General features: G+C 40.4%; 17 protein-coding genes, 1 tRNA gene and 1 other RNA gene. 5 read left to right on the forward strand and 14 right to left on the reverse strand.

The features are described from left to right. Nucleotides 1–20 precede the first annotated feature (20 nt). The 5 genes from MJX77_RS01265 to MJX77_RS01285 form a co-directional block, all read right to left on the reverse strand. A complete protein-coding gene (locus tag MJX77_RS01265) occupies nucleotides 21–1472 on the reverse strand; it encodes an NAD-dependent succinate-semialdehyde dehydrogenase (RefSeq protein ID WP_252060384.1) in 1452 nt (483 codons plus the stop codon). A gap of 63 nt (nucleotides 1473–1535) precedes the next feature. Beyond that, the gene (gene cntA / locus MJX77_RS01270; protein WP_252060385.1) at nucleotides 1536–2651 is read right to left on the reverse strand and encodes a carnitine monooxygenase subunit alpha; all 1116 of its coding nucleotides are present in this window, start codon (nucleotides 2649–2651) and stop codon (nucleotides 1536–1538) included. A gap of 42 nt (nucleotides 2652–2693) precedes the next feature. Next, the gene (locus MJX77_RS01275) at nucleotides 2694–3668 is read right to left on the reverse strand and encodes an alpha/beta hydrolase (RefSeq protein WP_252060386.1); all 975 of its coding nucleotides are present in this window, start codon (nucleotides 3666–3668) and stop codon (nucleotides 2694–2696) included. A gap of 11 nt (nucleotides 3669–3679) precedes the next feature. Beyond that, complete coding sequence (locus tag MJX77_RS01280; protein ID WP_252060387.1) at nucleotides 3680–5332, reverse strand: BCCT family carnitine transporter; 1653 nt, start codon at nucleotides 5330–5332, stop codon at nucleotides 3680–3682. 20 nt (nucleotides 5333–5352) lie between these two features. Further along, nucleotides 5353–6465 (reverse strand): tartrate dehydrogenase, encoded by a 1113-nt coding sequence (locus MJX77_RS01285; RefSeq protein ID WP_252060388.1) that lies wholly within the window; start codon nucleotides 6463–6465, stop codon nucleotides 5353–5355. 103 nt (nucleotides 6466–6568) lie between these two features. Here MJX77_RS01285 and MJX77_RS01290 point away from each other — a divergent pair, with 103 nt between their 5' ends. Then, nucleotides 6569–7549 carry a LysR family transcriptional regulator gene (locus MJX77_RS01290; RefSeq protein WP_130121079.1) on the forward strand — a complete coding sequence of 327 codons (981 nt, stop codon included), beginning with the start codon at nucleotides 6569–6571 and terminating at the stop codon, nucleotides 7547–7549. 53 nt (nucleotides 7550–7602) lie between these two features. Here MJX77_RS01290 and MJX77_RS01295 read toward each other — a convergent pair whose 3' ends face one another. The 5 genes from MJX77_RS01295 to coaD form a co-directional block, all read right to left on the reverse strand. Further along, nucleotides 7603–8787 carry a porin gene (locus MJX77_RS01295; RefSeq protein WP_252060389.1) on the reverse strand — a complete coding sequence of 395 codons (1185 nt, stop codon included), beginning with the start codon at nucleotides 8785–8787 and terminating at the stop codon, nucleotides 7603–7605. A gap of 148 nt (nucleotides 8788–8935) precedes the next feature. Continuing rightward, a tRNA-Met gene (locus MJX77_RS01300) sits at nucleotides 8936–9012 on the reverse strand. A gap of 63 nt (nucleotides 9013–9075) precedes the next feature. Then, an RNA gene (gene rnpB, locus MJX77_RS01305) (RNase P RNA component class A) lies at nucleotides 9076–9431 on the reverse strand. A 27-nt stretch (nucleotides 9432–9458) separates the two neighbouring features. After that, the gene (locus MJX77_RS01310) at nucleotides 9459–9722 is read right to left on the reverse strand and encodes a YfhL family 4Fe-4S dicluster ferredoxin (protein ID WP_004794186.1); all 264 of its coding nucleotides are present in this window, start codon (nucleotides 9720–9722) and stop codon (nucleotides 9459–9461) included. 1 nt (nucleotide 9723) lies between these two features. Continuing rightward, nucleotides 9724–10215, reverse strand: coding sequence for a pantetheine-phosphate adenylyltransferase (gene coaD, locus MJX77_RS01315; RefSeq protein ID WP_023274310.1), 492 nt, complete (start codon nucleotides 10213–10215; stop codon nucleotides 9724–9726). A 134-nt stretch (nucleotides 10216–10349) separates the two neighbouring features. On the opposite strand from coaD, the gene smpB reads away from it, so the two are divergent. Further along, entirely contained in the window at nucleotides 10350–10826 is a 477-nt protein-coding gene (gene smpB, locus MJX77_RS01320) for an SsrA-binding protein SmpB (RefSeq protein ID WP_004641603.1), read from the forward strand. Nucleotides 10827–10873: 47 nt separating this feature from the next. On the opposite strand, the gene MJX77_RS01325 is transcribed toward smpB, so the two are convergent. From MJX77_RS01325 to rluD, 3 genes are all read right to left on the reverse strand, one after another. Continuing rightward, nucleotides 10874–11425: a flavodoxin family protein gene (locus tag MJX77_RS01325; RefSeq protein WP_005303092.1), complete on the reverse strand. Its 552-nt coding sequence runs from the start codon at nucleotides 11423–11425 to the stop codon at nucleotides 10874–10876. Nucleotides 11426–11618: 193 nt separating this feature from the next. Continuing rightward, nucleotides 11619–12356 (reverse strand): peptidoglycan editing factor PgeF, encoded by a 738-nt coding sequence (pgeF, locus tag MJX77_RS01330; RefSeq protein WP_252060390.1) that lies wholly within the window; start codon nucleotides 12354–12356, stop codon nucleotides 11619–11621. A gap of 10 nt (nucleotides 12357–12366) precedes the next feature. Then, entirely contained in the window at nucleotides 12367–13419 is a 1053-nt protein-coding gene (rluD, locus tag MJX77_RS01335) for a 23S rRNA pseudouridine(1911/1915/1917) synthase RluD (protein ID WP_005303089.1), read from the reverse strand. Between the two features lie 71 nt (nucleotides 13420–13490). Between rluD and MJX77_RS01340 the strand changes: the two genes are divergently transcribed. Both MJX77_RS01340 and MJX77_RS01345 read left to right on the forward strand, forming a co-directional pair. Next, nucleotides 13491–14654 (forward strand): outer membrane protein assembly factor BamD, encoded by a 1164-nt coding sequence (locus MJX77_RS01340; RefSeq protein WP_151827015.1) that lies wholly within the window; start codon nucleotides 13491–13493, stop codon nucleotides 14652–14654. Nucleotides 14655–14811: 157 nt separating this feature from the next. Continuing rightward, the gene (locus MJX77_RS01345; RefSeq protein ID WP_199987831.1) at nucleotides 14812–16686 is read left to right on the forward strand and encodes a DNA primase; all 1875 of its coding nucleotides are present in this window, start codon (nucleotides 14812–14814) and stop codon (nucleotides 16684–16686) included. On the opposite strand, the gene hemA is transcribed toward MJX77_RS01345, so the two are convergent. After that, nucleotides 16683–17966, reverse strand: a complete 1284-nt coding sequence (gene hemA, locus MJX77_RS01350; protein WP_252060391.1) for a glutamyl-tRNA reductase — start codon at nucleotides 17964–17966, stop codon at nucleotides 16683–16685. The genes MJX77_RS01345 and hemA overlap by 4 nt on opposite strands. An 88-nt stretch (nucleotides 17967–18054) precedes the next feature. Between hemA and MJX77_RS01355 the strand changes: the two genes are divergently transcribed. Beyond that, a complete protein-coding gene (locus MJX77_RS01355; protein ID WP_252061295.1) occupies nucleotides 18055–19764 on the forward strand; it encodes a tetratricopeptide repeat protein in 1710 nt (569 codons plus the stop codon). Nucleotides 19765–19766: the final 2 nt, after the last annotated feature.

A 19766-nucleotide genomic window follows, 5' to 3' on the forward strand; every position in this document is an offset into this window, starting at 1 on the left:
CTTGTTGTTAGGGCTTATCCTTAAAGCCCTAAACACATGTATTTAATGGTCATGAACTCTTCAAGACCATACTTTGAGCCTTCACGCCCAACACCTGATTGCTTCACACCGCCGAATGGTACAACTTCATTTGAAATTGCTGTGGCATTCATACCAACCATTCCATATTCAAGCTGTTCTGACACTCGCCATAAACGTGAAATATTTTCGCTATAAACATAAGCAGCCAAACCAAAGATGGTGTCATTAGCCTGAGCAACAACATCAGCTTCATCTGTAAAGCGAATGAGCGGCGCAACTGGACCAAAAATTTCTTCTTGGACAATTTCCATCGTACGGTCTACGTTCGTTAGAACCGATGGCTCATAAAAGGTTTGTCCTAAAGCATGTTGTTTACCGCCGCAAGCAACCTTAGCGCCTTTACTTACCGCATCATCAATCAACTGCTGTGCTTTTAACACTGCTTTTTCATTAATTAATGGGCCAATTTGCACGCCATCTTCAAGCCCATTACCAACTTTAAACTTTTGTACTTCTTGAACAAACTTCTCGGCAAAAGCTTGATAAATATTGTCGTGTACATAAATGCGGTTAGCACAAACACAGGTCTGGCCTGCATTACGGAACTTGGCAAAAATCGCACCTTGTACAGCTTTATCTAAATCGGCGTCATCAAACACAATCAGAGGAGCATTACCGCCTAACTCAAGCGCCAATTTTTTAATGGTACTTGAGCACTGCTGCATCAGTAGGCGTCCCACTGGAGTTGAGCCAGTGAAGGTCAATTTTTTCACTTTTTCATGTGAAGTAAATACCGAGCCAATTTCTTGAGATTTACCAGTAACGACGTTAATCACACCAACCGGAATACCTGCTTTTTCTGCAAGCTTTGCAATCGCTAACGCACAATAAGGGGTTTCATTCGCTGGCTTAATCACGACCGTACATCCAGCTGCTAAAGCCGGTGCTGCTTTACGGGTAATCATGGCGATTGGGAAATTCCACGGCGTAATCGCAGCCACCACACCCACAGGTTCTTTACTAATAATAAAACGCTGCTGGTTATTTACGGTTGGAATCACATCACCATAAATACGCTTGCCTTCTTCGGCAAACCATTGAATAAAGGATGCTGCATAACGCACTTCACCTTTCGCTTCTGCCAAAGGTTTACCTTGTTCAATGGTCATGATTAAAGCAAGTTCATCGATATGATCGAGAACCAGTTTGTACCAAGCTAATAAAATATCTGCACGGTTTTGAGCAGTTAAAGCCTTCCAACTTTGCAAAGCTATATAAGCAGCCTCAACTGCCTGTGTCGCCTCGGCCGCCCCCATATTGGGAATTGTGCCAATTTCTTCGCCCGTTGCTGGATTAGTCACTGGAACCGTTGCATTTGACTGTGCAGCTAGCCATTGCCCGTTAATATAGGCTTGTTGCTGAAATAATTCAGTGCTTTGTAAACTCGACATATCATCTTCCTAACTGAAGAATCAGGTGTAAGTCATCTTTACACCTGAATAAATCCATTTGTTTTATTTGTGATGCTGCGCTACAAGATGTTGGAAGTAAGCAATACCATGTTCACTAATTCCTGAGCGCTGCTTATCAGTCATAATACGGCCTTGACCACGATAACCACGTGATTTCAAACCACGTTGTACGCTTTCGACCAAGTTCAAATCTTCAGGACGGAATACATTGCGATACCACTCAATTAAGTCTTTCTGATCTTGAGTGAGTTCTTCGTTCGTGAAGTAAATATCGTAGTGCTGCAAAGTCGTTTCTGCATCTACAGGGAACTCATAGATCACAGTCATGAAATTGCTGCCCGGTGGTACGTTGAACATGGTACAAGGCCAAGTCCAGAAACCATGAAACTCAGGATCTGTTATTGATGGATCAAGCTTAAATGACTTTTCTGATGAACGCGCAAAACCATACTGTAAAGTCCAGTTTTGATGTGTGGTATGCCAATATTTATCAACTTGTACTGAGTCAGCAAAACCAGGATGAGCTGGTCCACAGTGATAGCACTCTAGATAGTTATCGACAATCACTTTCCAGTTTGCTGGCGTTTCTGTCACAAAACGTGCCGCCAGTTTTAAATCTTTAATCACACTACATGCTTGATTTAAACGCTCAGCAAATTCCGGAAGTTGATCTTCTACACATGTCGCATTTTCATCCATATTAATGAAAACAAAGCCGGCATATTCCTCAACTTTTAAAGGCACCATGCTTGAGTTTTCTTTATCGAAAGATTCAACATGGTCACAGTTACGTGCCAAAGCTAAACTACCATCTAGCTTAAAAGTCCAAGCATGGTATGGGCAGGTAATTACATTTTTTGCTTTACCACTGCCACTTAAAAGCTCGTGACCACGGTGTGGACATACATTATAAAACGCACGTAAAATGCTATCTTTACCGCGAATGATGACAATGTTTTCACCAATTACTTTACGGGTAATATAGTCATTCGGTTGTGCCAATTCACTGCCATGTGCAACACAAATCCAGCTTTTAGCAAAGATTGCTTCTTTCTCATGCTCAAAAACTTGCGATGAAGTATAGAAAACTTTAGGGAAAGTCCATGCAACATCTGGGTTTGCGCAAAAATCTTCAGGTAATTTTTCAACTGCACTCATGTTATTACTCCATTAAATTCTTTTCGTCCAAATGACTCGATATTAAATTGATGTCTTTTCGACACTGGCAAACATGCGACGTATCGCACTCAGCATGTTTTGATATAACTGTTGAACTTCTGGGCAGTCACGCATGAGACGTAAACTGCCATGTAATAATCCTTTGCCTAAATGAAACTCGCTCAGTATTCCTGCTTGTTCCAATTTTTGGGTAAAGAGATAACCGTCATCACTTAAAGGGTCATACTCTGCAACCGCTACAAAACTTGCAGGCATATCAAAAAAATCCGTTGCCAATAAAGGCGCTAGTCGTAAATCCTGCCAATCTTGTGAGTTAGGTGCGTATTCCTTTAAATAAAAATGCATATCTTCCGTTGTTAACAACGGCGCATGGGCGTGCTTTTGTGCGGATGGGGCATCAAATGCTGTCGTTAAACATGGATAAACCAAAGCCAGACCTTGAGCTTGCAAACTACTATGTTGTAGTTCAACTGCAAGGGCTGCTGCCAAATTACCGCCAGCACTATCACCTGCTAGAACGATATTTTCGCTATCGATCTGCCAAGCTGAACCATGCTTTTTAAGCCATTGATAAACTGCTAAACAATCTTCATAAGCTGCCGGAAAGCGATGCTCTGGTGCCATGCGGTAATCTACGCTAATGACAACTGCATTTAAGTCCTGACACAAATAGCTGGTAATAAACTCATGTGAATCGAGCCCACCGACCATCCAACCGCCGCCATGTAGATACAATACACATGGCCAACCAGACTCAGGTCGATTTGTTTTTGGTAAATACACACGAACAGGAACTTGATGCTCATCATTTGCAACAAAGCGATCTTCTACTTCAATCTTGCCATCACGTGGCAAAGTGTAGTGTCGACACATCGCGTCATAGGCCGCACGGACTGAGTCAATATCTGCATCTGCTGGTGAATAAATGCTGCTCCAATACACAAGGCTTTGCATTTCTTCACTTAAGTCATAAGTGGTCTGTTCATGTGTAGTCATTACCGTTCCCTCTAGCTGGTTTTTCTGTCCAGTTTGATTGAGCTTGCAAGCTCAAGCTGCATCCTTTTTGCATGTTCATTTTGAGACTGGTTTAAACCAATCTCCTGATCATCATAACCTTGTTGCTCAATTAAATGCGATGGGACTTTGGCATAATCCTGAATCAGCCATTTCACTAAGCCATAGGTTTGAATCAAAATAATCACAATGAATGGTAAAGCCGTCACAATAGTCGCTGTTTTCATTGTGTCTAACGGTGCTTTACTAAAGATCATGGCAATTGGAACTAAAGTCAGCATGACACACCAGAACAAACGAGCATTTGGCGATGGATCTTGGCCTTCACTTAAACCACGTGTACATGTTGCCGAAACTGCATAGCCTACCGCATCCATGTGTGCTGCCAAGAACACCACCATAATGCCGAGGAAAATCCACATCATCAGCTTTCCGGCAGGTAACAGACTGAGCAATTGACCAATCGCAACCTCACCACCTTGTTGGCTTAAGATTTGCGGTACATTTACAGCCCCATGAATAAAGCTATAAACACTGTAGTTTTCAAACACACCAAAAATGAACCAAAGACCGACACTGCCACCAATCACCATGGCAAAGATCACTTCTTTAATCGTACGACCTTTAGAAACACGCGTTACAAAGAGTGCCACACCCGGTGCATATGAAATCCACCACAACCAGTAAAATACAGTCCATTCACGGGTAAACTTGCCATCACCCATTGGGTCGGTAAACAGGCTCATATCAACAAAGTTGGTTGCCATTAACCCGAAACTCATTAATGAATTATTCAAAATGAATTGCGTTGGACCAAAGCAAAGTACATAAATCGCAAATAACACCACGCCCAAGCACACCATGTGACTTAAACGCTGCATGCCTTTATCCATGCCAACGTAAGAGCTAAGCGCAAACACAACCGAGACACCCAAAATAATGATGACCTTGGTCATAAAGGTATTTGGGATACCTGTGAGTTGAGACAAGATATTGGTAAATGTCACGGCAGTGAGTACCAACGAAATCGTCAAGGCACCAAACATGCAAAGCAAGAACATGAGGTCGACTAAACGTCCAACCACGCCGGTTGATTTAAAGCCTGTTACAGCCTCAATCACGGAAGCTAAACTCAACCCTTTGTTTTTTCTCACATGGTAGCTGTAGCACAAAGAAATTGATGCCAATGCATAAATTGCCCAAGCACTTAAACCTGAATGAAAAAACGAGTAAGCAACACTATATTTCAATGCTTCTGCTGATTCAGGCGGTAAGCTCAAACCCGGAGTCTGATAATAGTAAGCCCAGTCCAAAAAGCCCCAGTACAGTGTAGAAGACCCAATACCTGACAAAATGAACATAAAAATCCATGACATCGTGGTGTATTGAGGTTTCCCTTCACCTAATTTGATTTTTCCATATTTACTAAAGGCCAAACCAAAAGTAAAAATGATGGCTAAAAAAGCAAACAGTAATACTGGGGTTGTAAATACCGATGTCGTCCACTGCATCCATGTTGCAGCAATCTTTATCGACTCTTGCGAATAAATCGCCAAACCAGCAACTGAAATAAATACAAACAGTAAGCTGGTTACGGCAAGAACTTTATCCGTATAAATTTTTGTGTTTTGATTATCCATATCCATACATCCATTTTTGGATGGCGTTATTCCATAGCGAACACGTCCATTTTAATTTGGGCTACACACGATGCAATTGCATCTCCTACCTCATAAGTTTTTGCCTGACCGCCAATATCAGCTGTTTTTGGCCCATTAATTAAGACATTCTCAATCGCCTGCATAATGTCCTGACCTGCTTGAATGCAGCGTTCGTCTTCTTCACCAAAGAATTCGAACATCATCGCACCCGACCAAATCGCAGCGATTGGATTGGCAATTTGTTTACCGTAAATATCTGGTGCTGAACCATGTACAGGTTCAAACAATGATGGGAATTTTCTTTCTGGGTTTAAATTTGCCGAAGCAGCCAAACCGATGGTTCCTGTACATGCAGGGCCTAAATCGGAAAGAATGTCGCCAAATAAGTTCGATGCTACAACCACATCAAAACGTTCAGGCTGCAACACAAAACGAGCCGCTAAAATATCAACGTGCTGTTTATCAGCTTGAATTTGTGGATATTGTTTTGCCATCGCGTCAACGCGTTCATCCCAGTACGGCATACTGACGGCAATACCATTTGACTTGGTTGCTGCTGTAATTTTTTTTGCATCGCGCTGATTTGCAAACTCAAATGCATAACGCAAAATACGGTCTACACCATGACGTGTAAATACGGCTTCTTGTAAAACAAACTCGCGGTCTGTTCCTTCAAAAGCTTTACCACCAATGGCTGAGTACTCACCTTCACTGTTTTCACGAACCACGTAAAAATCGATGTCACCCGGTTTTTTACCTACCAATGGACATTTCACACCAGGCATTAAGCGCACTGGACGTAAATTCACATATTGGTCAAAACCACGACGGAACTGAAGTAGCGAACCCCAAAGTGAAATATGGTCAGGCACTTTATCCGGCCAGCCTACAGCGCCAAAATAAATTGCATCGTAACCTTGTAGGGTTTCAAACCAGTCATCTGGCATCATTTTGCCGTGCTCAAGGTAGTAATCGCAGCTTGCCCAATCGAAAGCATTTAACTGAAGCTCAATGCCATGCTTTTCTGCTGCTGCCTTTACAACCTTAATGCCTTCTGGTAGAACTTCTAAACCAATACCATCGCCTGCAATCGTGGCAACTTTATATCTTTTTGCCATAAGCTTCCTTCACACCTTCGACTAATATCCTTGTATGGCTTAAACATGATGTTTTAAGCAAAAATGATCAATAACGGAACTATCACTCCAATGGACACGGATCGTGAATAATCTACCTAACCTATCGGATTTAAAGGTTTTTTGCACAGTCGCCAAACTAAAAAGTTTTGTCGAATCTGCTGAGGAACTTGGGACATCGCCAGCTTTTATTAGCAAGCGAATTAATATTTTAGAAAACACGTTAAGCTGCAAACTTTTTCATCGCAGCACGCGTCATGTCAGCCTAACGGAAGATGGCAAACTCATCCTTGAGAGAGTTTCAAATATTCTTGAAGAATTTGATGAAGTCTGTGAACTAGTCAATAACCCGCTCAGTACGCCCACAGGTCGTATGGATATTATTAGTAGCTTTGGTTTTGGCAGAAAGCATATCGCCCCAATTCTATCTAAATTAATGATGCTTTATCCAAAGCTCCAGATTCATTTTGACACTATCGACAATACCAAAGACTTGATTCAACACAGTATTGATTTAGACATCAGAATTGGTAATGAAATTGCGCCAAACATGATTGCGAAGAAGTTAGCTTCTAATTTTCGAATTTTATGTGCAGCACCGAGTTATTTACTTAAACACGGCGTACCAGACAGCATTGAAGATTTGCAAACACATGACTGTTTGACGATTAGTGAGCGTGATCAATCATCTGTGCTATGGAAATTTCGACATACTTCTGAAGATGTCTCGGTTCATGTCAAACCACGCTTTGTTTCTAATAACGGCGAAATTATTCATCAGCTTGCCATAGAAGGTCACGGCATTATTTTCCGTTCGATTTGGGATGTTGCAGATGAATTGATTACAGGCCAACTTCAGCATATTTTGCCTGAGTACTGGCAAGATGCAGATGTTTGGGCAGTTTATCCATCACGACTCAAAAGCTCGTCTAAATTACAAACTTGCATTTTGTTCATTCAAAATGAATTACTTAATCGATTGCAGCATGTGCAAAACTTAAACCGTGGGCAACTCATTTCACCCGCAGTCAAACGTGAACCTCCACCAGAAAAAGTATTTCTATAAAAAAAGCCCTAAGTGGGACCTATCCACTTAGGGCAATAAATTGCTCTTAAATTTTAGAAATAATATCCAATTGAGAGATAAAACAATTTATCCCAGTCATTACTGCTACCTTGTGCAAGGCCATCGGCCCCACCGCCCACCATTGGATCATTTTTACTCATAATATATTCACCCTGAATACCTATGGCTTTGTAATTAAAATAAACCCCAGCAATTAAACGTTCAGAGTCTTTATAACTATCCTCATCTTTAAAAAAGCGACTATGAGAGATATAAGGTTTAATGTTTTCAATCTGATGGAATGGCTGAGCAAAGGTGTAATTAATTTCATTGACCAAATATTTACCTTTATTGGCGACTTGATATGGATAATCAAATGCTCCAATCGTTGAACTATTAGGGAATAAATCGTCGCCATTGGTGACATCTTGCTTACCCGCCAAGAACATCCACTGCCATGCTTGATATTGCGTTTGAGCAAAAATGTTCCAAGATTTACGGTGTCCATCTATATTTGTTCTTTTATTTTCTAAGTCAGAATACCAAACTGACCCACCTAGCTCAGTCGAAAAATTTTGAGACTTATCAATCTCAAATTTTCTAGATGCTCGGGCAATCCACATATTTTTTTCTTCAATATTGGTACCTGTACTTAAATCATCAGCTTCAACAAAATTACCACTGTAACGGCTTGAGTCTTTTGAAGTTCCCTTATAATTTCCACCATCAGTTGGATAGAAACCCAAGGTCAAATTATATTTATCATCTGCAAATTTATATTTGATACCCAAATTATCGATATCTTCTAAACCAACTGTATTTAAAAGTGTTTCGTAATAACTACTTCCCCAAAATTCGCCAAAACCAAAATCAACGGGTTGCAAACCTGCCGTGATTCTCTGCTGGTCAGATAACTTATAACCTACCCATGCTTTTTTTAGAAAAATTGCATCGCATAAGCGATCATATTGATAACAACGAGCATCCGCCCCTGCAATCCAATCTGGATTTTCATAACCTAACACTAATTTAATATCGGTTAGCCGCCAGTCATCATTTTGAGAACCTTCATTTGCATCAACCACATAATCTTTATGCAAATAGCGGGAGCGTACCGCGCCAGAAACTTTAAATTGACCCGAGTCTAAAGTTGGATCTCCCCAACTCAAATCAGCCGCAGAAACTTGAACTCCCGCTGTTAAACTTAAAATCCCTACAAATAATAATGACCTTTTCATGTCTTCAACATCCTTGTTAAGTGTTATAAGAACATGAAGAAATTGACGTAGACAAACAATGCCACAACTATAAAGTCGGTCTTTACAAACTGTGTTTAATCAAAAAATGAGCATAAAAAAAGACCACGCAGGAGCGTGGTCTATAAAATGGTGGCTATGACGAGACTTGAACTTGTGACCCCCGCATTATGAGTGCGGTGCTCTAACCAACTGAGCTACATAGCCGAAAACTGTGCGCGCATTATCTTAGTTTCTTTAATGCACGTCAAGAAAAATTTTAAATAAATTAGGTGAAGTGAGCCTATAAGCCGGGTTCTGTCGAGGATGGTCATTCCTCTAGGCGTACAATCACTCATACGCTCAAGCGACCTACCCGAATCCAGTACGGGCCGTACCTCAGGATTCCTATTTGGTCTTGCTTCTGGTGGGGTTTACCATGCCGTGAACTGTTACCAGACACGCGGTGCGCTCTTACCGCACCCTTTCACCCTTACCTCACGAATGAGGCGGTCTACTCTCTGCTGCACTTTCCGTCGGCTTTCACCGCCCAGGCGTTACCTGGCACCCTGCCCTATGAAGCCCGGACTTTCCTCCCCTGCTTCAGTCACGAAGACCTCCACAGCAGCGACCATCCAGCTCACCTCAGGGGCGCATATTAACAAATTTATTTACTAATTGCTCGTGCTTTTTTGAGCAATTAATTTTTTATATTTGTCGAAGAGCTGTTCTTCTGTTTCCTCATGCTGTGGATCTTTAGGAATACAATCTACAGGACAAAACAACTGACATTGCGGTTGGTCATGATGACCAACGCACTCAGTACATAAATCTGGATGAATTTCATAAATCACCTCACCCATAAAAATTGCTTCATTCGGGCAAACTGGTTCACAAACATCACAATTTATGCATTCATCGGTGATATATAACGACACGTTACCAACCTTGTTGATGTTTACGTTCAAAGGCCTCAACCACAGCTTGCGGAACAAACTTGGTTACATCCCCTTTTAAACGAGCAATTTCCCGAATCAATGTCGAAGAAATAAATGAATACTGCTCAGATGGTGTTAAAAACACCGCTTCAAAATGTGGATCAAGTTGACGGTTCATATTAGCCAATTGAAATTCATATTCAAAATCAGAAACCGCTCTTAAACCACGAAGTACTGCTGTTGCCTTCTGCTCTCTGAAAAAATTAACCAGTAAACCATCAAAGCCGACAAATTCAACATTTGAAAGGTGGCTTAGTGATTTTTGGGCCAGTTCAACTCTTTCTTCTAGACTGAACAAAGGGTTTTTATGATGTCCAATTGCAATTGCTACTACAACCTCATCAAACATTCTTGATGCTCTAGTAACTAAATCAACGTGTCCATTCGTGATGGGGTCAAATGTTCCAGGATAAATTACACGCGTTTTAGACATCCGCTAGTACTCTAATTATATTGTGAACCTATTTTAGCAAAAGTTATACATGAGGCGAAATATTCATGTGCAGGAAAAACTTCACCTTAGCATCAGTTTACGGCACAATAGGCATAATTGTGGAAGTTTGAATTATGGCGAAAGCAACAGTAGTAAAGAAACATAATGGCGGAACAATCGCACAAAATAAGCGTGCCCGTCATGATTATTTTATCGAAGAAAAATTTGAAGCAGGCATGTCACTTCAAGGTTGGGAAGTAAAATCCTTACGTGCTGGGCGTATGACTTTGACGGAAAGTTATGTCATTTTCAAAAATGGCGAAGCATTTTTACTTGGTTCACAAATTCAGCCTTTATTATCGGCTTCGACCCATGTTGTACCTGAGGCAACACGTACCCGTAAATTATTGCTCTCTCGACGTCAGCTTGAACACCTAATGGGTGCAGTTAACCAGAAAGGCTACTCATGTGTTCCTTTAGCGTGTTATTGGAAAGGTCATTTAGTCAAACTGGAGATTGCTCTTGTGAAGGGTAAACAGCTTCATGACAAACGTGCAACCGAAAAAGACCGTGACTGGCAACGTGATAAAGCTCGTATATTTCATAAGTAATAAAACAAAAGCCTCTTTTCAGAGGCTTTTTTACGTCGTGAATTTCATTAGTTTAATCTGTATAAAAGTCCAGCAATATATTCACCAAACCATTTAGCTGTATCTAAATCACCTTGTGGAGGAGTAATTTCAACAGGCGCATTATCCGACTGTGTCATCAAACCTAAGCAACTCGATAATCGGTTTAAATCTTTTTCACTATGCCCTGTCGTCATTAAAGGTAAACCTGACCAAAGCATGCCATGTTGCATGGCAAAAATATTTAATTGTTGTAATACCGCGAGTTTATCGCCACTTAATCCACCTGAATTTGCAAAGCCAGCCGCAAGTTTGCCTTGCCACACACGTTCTTTCCAACGTTTAGAAGTACTGTCCATAAACTTTTTAAAATCGGCAGTCATACTTCCCATATAGGTAGGCGATCCAAAAATAATACCTTGCGATGCATCAAGCGCATCCCAATCAATATGCTCAATATTCATTAAGTGTACTTTCACCCCCATCACCTCTGCACCAGCAGCAATAGCAGAGGCCACCTTGGCGGTATGACCATATGGACTGTGGTAAACAATTGAGAGATGTTTTTCAGGCAAAGACATAAGATTAAAATTTTGAGCGATTTTTTCTATTTTATCATTTTATTAACGCTTGCTAAACCTACATCTATAAATATGAAATAGAAGCGTTTCAATACAATTCACAATCGTAATATCTTTAAGCTAAATAAGACGCTCTCTTACTTTATTTAATGACTACAAAATAAGAGAGTGAATTTAATGATGTTGATAAAGCTTAGATAAAAACAAAGGTAGCCATACGCCCAGTCTTCGCATCACGACGATAAGAAAAATATTCATCGCTCTGTTGATATGAACATTGGTCTCCGCCTAAAACCTGCTTCACACCTAGACTCTGCAAAATAAAACGTGCAATTGCATATAAATCTGCATGAAATTTATTTGGAGCAGCCCCCTCAACAAAAGCTGTTTCCAACTCAGGATATTTGTCACAAAAAGCAGCCTTTACTTCAGCGCCGATTTCAAAACAAGATTGGCTAATCGCAGCTCCTAACCACGCCCAAGCTGGAGGGTTTCGCATAGCAGCAATCGTGTTTTCAACAATCCCACCAGCTAAACCACGCCAACCCGCATGTAAGTTTGCGACTTCGGTACCTTCGGCGTTACCTAACACGACAGGTAAGCAATCAGCAGTCATCATCATTAAAGCATGGCCTTTGGTTTGAGTGACCAAACCATCACCAATTAAAGCCTTAAAAAGAATTTGTTCATTTACTGTATGGCAAATCGTACTATGTGTTTGAGTCATCCATGTCATTTTTTTAACACCGAACTTAGCAAACTCATCTAGCAATATCATGCGATGTTGCTGAACACGTTTTGCCTCATCATTAACATGTAAAGCCAGATTAAAGCCAGACAGCTCATGTTGATCCGTTGCTAATGCTAAAGGATGTTGAACACGTGTCTGTCCCACACATACGCCTTGAGGTAAACCTTGAACAAATTCCATATACGCTTCCTTAATATGCAGCGTTTTCTGAACGTAACACATCTACTAAATGCGTAAAATCTTCAGGCCACGGCGCTTCAAATAGCATTTCTTCACCCGTACGAGGGTGTTTCAAACCCAATTTAGCCGCATGCAATGCTTGGCGTTTAAAACCACGTAAAGTATCAATGAGTAATTCAGACGCGCCTGCTGGTACACGTACACGGTTCATATAAATCTGATCACCGATCAGTCCATAACCGATATAACTAAAATGCACACGAATCTGATGAGTTCGGCCTGTTTCAAGACGAGCTTGTACACGAGTAAAATCTTTAAAGCGTTCTTTTACATTGTAATGGGTCACAGCATCACGCCCGCCCGGTAAAATCGCCATTTTCACACGGTCAACTGGATGACGTTTGATCGGTTCATCAATCGTACCGCCAGCAATAATATTTCCATAAACAACTAGGTCATATACACGGTAAACCGATTTATTTGCTAACTGTTTACTTAAAGAAAACTGCGCTTCAAGGCTCTTGGCAACAACTAACAAACCGCTTGTATCTTTATCAATACGATGTACTAAACCTGCGCGAGAAAGTTCCGACAATTTTGGGAAATGATAAAGCAATGCATTCACTAAAGTTCCAGAACTATTGCCCGCCCCTGGATGTACTACCATACCTACTGGTTTATTAATGACTAAAATGTCGTCATCTTCATAAACAATATTAAGTGGAATATTTTCAGGTTGACTTGTGGTCTGTGCTTCGAGCTCAACTTCGAGTGTAAGCAGCTCTGTCCCTTCACAACGGTGCTTAGGCTTGACAATGTTACCATTCACCAACAGATGGCCATCCTTCAACCATTGTTTAAGCTTTTCACGTGAAAACTCATTCCACACCAAGGCCGCAACCTGATCGATACGTTGTCCCAGATAGGTTTCATCTAACTGAACTTGCAACGATAAACGTGTTGCAGTTGTATCAGAAGTATGGTTATCTGCATCCTCAGAATCTTCAAGTAAATTGAAGTCGGTTTCAGATAAGTTTGTGTTTGAAGATTGTGCTGAAGTCATTTGATCATTGAGATAAAAGTGGTTTAATAGCGCAATTGTAGCTCATTGCCCAACATAACAGAGGAGTTTTTATGTCGCTACCACGTTATAAAATTACGATGCTTGCCTTATCTTTAGGTGTAGCGTCTGCATTTGTGGGCTGTAGCAGCAATCCAAGTAAAAAAGAAGTGGTCGATAGTGGCCCACAATCTAGTGAACAAGCTTACTTCGAAAAGGCCCAAAAGTCGCTTGACCGTGGTCAATATCTTGATGCGACCAAGTCTTTAGAAGCAATCGATACTTATTATCCGACTGGACAATACGCACAACAAGCACAACTTGAACTTCTATATTCAAAATTTAAACAAAAAGATTATGAAGGCGCGATTGCCTTAGCAGAACGTTTTATTCGTTTAAATCCTCAACACCCAAATGTAGATTATGCTTACTATGTTCGTGCTGTATCGAATATGGAGCAAAACTACGACAGTTTGATGCGCTATACATCTCTGCAACAATCTCATCGTGATGTGAGTTATTTAAAAGTTGCTTATCAGAATTTTGTTGATTTAATTCGTCGTTTCCCAAGTAGCCAATACTCTGTTGATGCTGCTCAGCGTATGAAGTTCATTGGGCAAGAACTTGCTGAAAATGAAATGACTGCTGCGCGTTTTAACGTTAAACGTAAAGCTTGGATCGCAGCTGCCGAACGTTCGCAATGGGTAATTGAACACTATCCACAAACTCCTCAAGTTCCAGAAGCATTAGCGACTTTGGCATATAGCTATAACCAATTAGGTGATAAAGCGACTTCACAACAATATATTGAAGTTTTAAAGCTTAATTACCCTAACTTGGTGAAAAAAGACGGCACAGTTAACATGCGTGCTGCTCGTAAAGAAGGTAACTGGATTAACCGTGCGACCTTAGGTATTTTTGGTCGTGAATCTACGGCTGCAACTCCAGAAAGCACAGCTGAAGCAGAAGCTCCAAAACGTGGTTTCCTCAATCGCGTAAGCTTTGGTTTAATTGGTAATTCAGATAAAGAAGAAACTGAAGAACCAGAAAAAACAACTGTTGAAGCTCCAAAGTCAGAACGTAGTTGGACAAATCGTTTAAGCTTCGGTTTATTAGATAAACCTGAGCCACAACCAGCAGAAAATACAACTGTTGCTCCAGCTGTTAGCTCTACAGATGTATCAACTGAGACTCAGTCAGATGATGCAACGCAAGGTACTAGCGACGCTGCTCAATAAGTTACAAATTTTAAAAAGCACCAATAAACAGGCAAGTGATACCACTTGCCTGTTTGTTTTTATAAAATATTAAAATATTTATTGTGTAGATCTTGCCTCATCATGTCAGAATATTCTGACTCACTCTCTCATCAGTTTTAATACGGTTATCTGAATTATGGCAATTCCACAACATACGATTGATCAGATTTTAGATCGCACAGATATTGTCGATCTGATTGGTCAACGTGTGAAACTGAAAAAGACGGGACGTACATATTCCGGCTGTTGCCCTTTTCATCAAGAAAAAACGCCATCGTTCCATGTCTATCGCGACAAGCAGTATTATCACTGCTTTGGTTGTCAGGCTAACGGGAACGCGATCCGATTTCTCATGGACATCGATAACCGAAATTTTATAGATGTCATGAAGGAGCTATCGAGTAGCGCTGGAGTCGAACTACCGAAAGATAATACTGAAAATAAAAAGCTGTCTTATACCCGTCAGGTTACCAAACCACCAGTTGCAAAAACAAATACGGCGGAGCCTGTAACTCCAACTCCACAACAACCAACTGATGAAAGCTATAATACGCTTGAACCTGTATTTTTTGATGACCCATTTGCTCAATTTGAGCAGCCTTTTAGTTTTGATGAACCAGTTCAAGAAGGTAATTTATATGACTTACTGGAAAATGTTGCTCAGTTCTATGAACACCAATTACCTAATAGTCAAAAGGCAAAAAACTACTTTAAACAACGTGGCTTAACTAATCAGACTATTCAGTTTTGGCGCTTGGGCTATGCACCAGAAGACTGGCAACACTTAGAAAAAGCTTTTCCTTATGATATTGATGGTTTAAAACAGCTTGGACTTATTCGTTCAAGCGATAGTGGCCGTGATTTCGACTTATTACGTGACCGTGTCATTTTCCCGATTCGAGACCCTAAAGGCCGCGTCGTTGGTTTTGGTGGACGTGCCTTAAATGATGAAATCAAACCTAAATACATCAACTCACCTGACTCAGAAGTCTTTCACAAGAATCAGCTACTTTACGGGCTTTATGAGGGTAGAAAACTTAAGTCTAGCGACTGGTTAATGGTTGAAGGTTACATGGATGTCATTGCGCTTCAGCAATATGGCATTACAGGAGCTGTTGCAACTTTAGGAACAGCAAGTAATACAGAACATCTTAATATTTTATTTAAACAAAATAGCCGAATTACCATTGCTTTTGACGGTGATGCGGCGGGTCAAAAAGCAGCACGCAGAACGCTAGAAATTGCTTTACCACTTCTCAATGATGGTCGCGAACTCAAATTTTTCGTTCTACCAAATGACCACGATCCGGACTCTCTTATACGTCGTGAAGGGCTTGAAAATTTCCAGAAACTATTACAACAGGCCCCTCTTTTGTCTGATTTTGTGTTTGCCCATTTAACAGGTCAACACGACATTAGCACTCCTGAAGGCAAAAGCTTGGTCATGGGTGAACTCAGAGAACTGACTGAACTATTACCCAAACAGGGCTCTTTCCGCTATTTACTTAATCAATCTTTCCGTGAAAAACTCGGACTAGGTAAACGTTTTACCCCACAAGTTAGTCACGATGCATCGTTATCATTTAATATTCAAACGAAAGATGAAGACTTTGCTGTCGCAATTTTGATGCACCATCCATTCCTTTATATTCATTTTGAAGGATTACGTGCCTATATTCCTCAAGATGAGTTATTGGCTAAAATATTAGCAACTTTAAACCGTATATTTGATGAGTTGCCTGATGACCAAGAGCTAGCGACTTATTATGTTTTAGGTGCATGCAGCAGTTATTGCCATGAAATTGCAGATATTATGCAAAGGACCAATATCCAGGCATTAACTCAAGCACCTGAAGTGGCTGACAAGTTAGCTCAAGAATATGCGTTAGGCTTAAAAGAAAGATATTTACGTCAAAAGCTTAAGTCCCCGATTTCTCTGATTGAATCAAGAAATCTAAGACAGCAACTCAATGAACTAACAAAACAAATTAGTTTAAGACTGTTGTCTTAATGTTTTGGCTTACGCTCATGATCAAAGACGTCCTGTAAATGCTGTTGTAGCCATTCTAAATAATCAGGATTTTCCGCCTTAGCAGCTTCACGTAGCAAAATAGATGTCGGATGCATAAGCTTTTGCGTCAAACGATGCGCGAATTGCTGTAATACTTGTTCAGCATTTTCACCATGATGCAAAGCCTCTAATGCGTGCGCAAGCTCTTGTTGACTAATTTCTTCACTATGTTGGCGGTAAGCATGAATTGTGCTGCCAGCCTCTTTAACTTTTTGATGCGTAATAAGCTGGGTAGCTAACTGATTAACCATGACTTCTGCTTCAACAGCGGCCTGACGCCGTTGAGCAAGGTTTTCATCAATCACGCTTTGTAAATCATCCACACCATACAAATAGACCCCATCAAGCGCTTCAACTTTAGGATCTATATCACGAGGTACGGCTAAATCAACCATTAACATTTGTTGATAGCGACGTTTCTTTAATGCAGCCTTAACATCTGGATAAGCAATAACTTGATATAAGCTACCAGTACAACTCGACACAACATCAGCACGATATAAGTTTTCAGCTAATGCTGAAAAATCAATAATTTCAACTTCAACTTGATGTGAAATCTCTTGAGCCAATTGGTCAGCACGCTCACGGCTACGATTACAAATAATAATTTTGGCAACACCCATTTCAGCCAGATGCTTAGCAACCAAACTATTCATTTCACCTGCTGCAACGACCATTACAGTAATTTTTTCGGGCTTACTAAAGACTTGTAAAGCTAATTGAGCAACGGCATACCCCATCGAAACGGCATGACTTCCTACCGCAGTTTCGGAACGTACACGTTTAGCAGCATAAAAAGCATACTCAAAAACACTGTTTAATTCAGGAGAAACTGTTTGAGCTTCTTTAGACAATGCTAAAGCACTTTTAACCTGCCCTAAAATTTGCGGCTCACCCAGCATGAGAGAGTCTAGACCACTCGCTACTCGCATTAAATGTGTAATTGCCTGCGTGTTCTCGTAACGATAAACATGATGAATTAAGTGCTGTACATCAATATTATTGGCATCGGCTAACCATTTCAGAAGGCTTTCGGCGTTTTCTGCCATGGCATACACTTCTGTGCGGTTACACGTCGAAACGACCACCAAATCCTTTAAGTTCTGGTGATGGTTTTGTTCGGCAAGCAAACGACTTAATCGCTCTGCATTGAAAGCAATTTTTTCGCGGAGTTCGACAGAAGCTGTTTGATGGTTGACACCCAATGCAAAGAAAGACATATCAGATCATCATTTCGCTAAATTTATGCTATTGTGCAACATCGGTGTCATAAAAAGCATTACTTTGGATCAATAAAAATTGCGTCAAATGAATAGCCGTATTAATTTTAACGGTGCTTCGATAAGACAGTATTCTACCACATTCTTATTGTTAGGTAGCATGTCCTCGCATGTCTATGCACGTCCTGTGCAAGAGACCTATGCCGTGCATTCATTTGATCAGGCCTTAGAACAAACTATGGTCGCTGAGTTTGCTCTGGCTTATGATGATATTCCTAACGCTTTGCACAATTACACAGTGCTCGCAATTAAAAGCAACTCTACCTCAATTAAACAACGAGCTTTAGACGTTGCTCTTGAATATAATGACTTACAAGCCGCTTTAAATATTGCTACACATTGGGTAGCTCAAGAGCCCAAAGATGTGCCAGCTTTATTCTATTTGTCACATATTGCTTTAAAAACACATGAATATCAGCTTGCCGCTGAAACATTAGATAAAATTTTAAAAATAGATCCGACTGCTGATTTAGAACAAATTTTAGCAAGCATTGCTCCAGAAAATGCTCAAGATCGGGATGTACTATTAACAGCTTTACGCTCTAGTGCTGAAAAAGATAACCCTTCTATTTTAGCACTCATCGCCAACTTAGAAGCCCAAAATGGCCAATTAGAATCAGCCCTAACCAACATTAACAAGGCATTACGCCGACGTCCTAAAGTGACGAGCTTTATTTTAATGAAAGCTAACCTGCTCATTGCTCTGAGCGATCAAGAAGGTGCACTTAAATGGTATGCGAAGTCCAGCCGTAAATATAAGAAAAATTTAGACATTCGTTTAGCTGAAATCCGCTATCTCATACAAATCAATCAATCTCAACTCGCGTTAGAAAAGCTCGAAAACGTTATAGAAGCTAATCCTAAAGCTGAAGAAGCATTATTTATTGCAGGCTTAACCAGTATCGATTTAAAGCAGTATGACAAAGCAGAACAATATCTTGTTGATCTACGAAACTCTGCAAAATATCAAAATGAAGCCTATTACTACTTAGCAATTAATGCAGAACGTAAACAACATTATGAAACCGCAAAAGCTTACTATCGTTTAGTCGATGGCAGCTTATACGTCGTTTCCAGACGCAATCTGATTGCAATATATGATAAACAAGAAAATTTACATGATGCTTTACGGTTCCTCACGCAAGAACGCGTAAATTATCCCCAACATGCGAGTTTCTTATATCAAGCTCAAGCTGAAATCTTAAAGAAAATGGGCAATAAAAAAGCTGCATTAAACTTATTAGATGAAGCGATAAAGAATTTACCCGATGATCCGGAACTCATTTACGCAGAAATTTTATTACTTGATCCGTATACTGACAGAGATAAACTCGACAAAACATTAAAACAATTATTACAACTTGAGCCTAACAGTCCAACCTACCTCAATGCATATGCTTATACATTAGCCCTGCAAAACCGTCGGCTAAAAGAAGCACGTCAATATGCAGAGCAAGCTTTAGAATATGCACCGGAACAAGCCTCAATTCTTGATACGCTGGGCTATATTGCATTTTTACAGAATGATTATGAAGCCGCAGCAGAGGCTTTAGGCAAAGCTTATGAACTTAGTCACAATATAAATATTGGCGTTCGCTATGCTAAAGCATTGTATATGCAAGGATCATTAACTCAATTTAGCGCTGTGTTACAACAACTGAAACAAAAACATGCCAATGATCCACAATTACAACAGCTTGATGCGTTAATTTTACCTACATCTGCAAAAAAGAGTTAAAT

It is taken from the genome of Acinetobacter sp. AHP123 (assembly GCF_023757925.1).
GTDB lineage: Bacteria > Pseudomonadota > Gammaproteobacteria > Pseudomonadales > Moraxellaceae > Acinetobacter > Acinetobacter oleivorans.